1 protein-coding gene is annotated in these 925 nt (G+C 69.7%); it reads right to left on the bottom strand.

The window, feature by feature from the left end:
* Positions 1-718: ISAs1 family transposase (locus tag ACVCAH_RS37940; RefSeq protein WP_447141022.1), on the bottom strand; the 718-nt coding region annotated here is incomplete at its 3' end.
* Positions 719-925 lie beyond the last annotated feature (207 nt).

The raw sequence follows: 925 nt of genomic DNA, 5'->3' as shown, positions 1-925 counted from the left end.
GGATTTTCAGGGTGCGGATCTCTCGGCGGCCGTGGCCGCGGCAGGTGCTGCGGTCTGCGTCGGGGACTGCCCGCCAGGGCAGGGCGGCCAGTTGGGTGCGCAGGTTGGGCTGGTTGCCCTTCACGGTGAGAATCCAGTGGGCGCCACGCTCGGCGAGGTAGGCGACGTGGTCGCGTTGACAGTGCAGGGCGTCGGCGGTCACCACGACCTCGCCGAGGTCGCCGAGCTGGTCGAGCAGGGGTACGAAGCGGGTGATCTCGTTGGTCTTGCCGTCGACGTCGGTGCTGGCCAGCACGACACCAGTGGCCTGGTCGGCGGCGGCGAGGACGTGCCGGGCGACGGTGTCGCCGGTCCGGGAGCCGCGTAGCGTCTTGCCGTCCACGGCGATCGCCCGGCGTGTTCCCGCCGGCGGCGCGGGCAGCTGTGTGGCGAGCCAGGCTCCGATCACCATGGCCAGCCGATCGGCGTCCAGGGCCTGCAACAGCCTGCGGATCATGGCCTCTGACGGCCGCCGGTCTGCGTCGATCCCGAGCACAGCCGCGGTATCAGCAGGTAGATCAGCGACCCACTCACCGATCGCCGCGTACGAGCGGTAACCGGCCACAACCGCGCACACCGCCGCCGCGACCACGGTACCCAGAGCATGTCGGACCCCACGTCGGGCACGCGGATCGGGCAGGGAACCCAACGCGGCGAGCAGGCCGGCAGCCGAGGCCACGGCAGAAGACCCGGGCGGTGCGGTCGACAACGATGAGATCAGCGATGATGGCAGCGCGGGCATGGCTCACTTCAGATAGATCAACAGGCCTCGAGAACCTTGATGATCTTCTGGAACGGCCATGCCCGCCCCGCTACCCACACCCAGGGCGCGTCTACACCAACCACCTCAAGCCGGACACCCCTCACGACTTTGCCGGGGCCCTGG

Source organism: Micromonospora sp. LZ34, assembly GCF_052981855.1.
The sequence above is the reverse complement of the archived record's forward strand: the minus strand, read 5'-3'. Positions and strand labels throughout refer to the sequence as shown.